This window comes from Desulforhopalus vacuolatus, from assembly GCF_016918505.1.
GTDB classification, from domain to species: Bacteria; Desulfobacterota; Desulfobulbia; order Desulfobulbales; family Desulfocapsaceae; genus Desulforhopalus; species Desulforhopalus vacuolatus.
Map to the genome: position 1 here is coordinate 1 of NZ_JAFFPZ010000145.1, position 363 is coordinate 363.

The window sequence follows — 363 nt, forward strand, 5'->3', positions numbered from 1 at the left end:
TGCTTTTTTCTGCCGGAAAACCGCCAGTCGCCATCAAGGACAGACGCTATCCCCTGAAAATAGCTCCTTGCCGCGAATCCTTCATAGCCTCGAAGCTCATCCAGTGTTTGTGCAGATTTCATTTTTTGCACTATGGAAGTCATGCCTGTGACACTTTTTGACAACTCACTGCTCGACTGCCGCCTGCTTTGCCGGCGCAGGAGCACAAGACTGTTGTTGATCTTGCCATGAATGATTTCTTTTGCCAGACCAAGGCAGAAATCGACATCACCCGCCCTGTTAAACTGATCTCGATGAAGTAAAACCGGGTCTGTGTCAAAGGCGTCGATGATGCCGTAAAACTTTCCCTTGCCCGACAGCAGG

Annotated in this window: 1 protein-coding gene; it reads right to left on the reverse strand. The window is 49.9% G+C overall.

Annotated elements, in window-relative coordinates:
- Positions 1 to 363, reverse strand: a 363-nt coding sequence (locus tag JWG39_RS17495) for a CRISPR-associated endonuclease Cas1 (RefSeq protein WP_205220473.1), incomplete at both ends; no start/stop codon positions are given.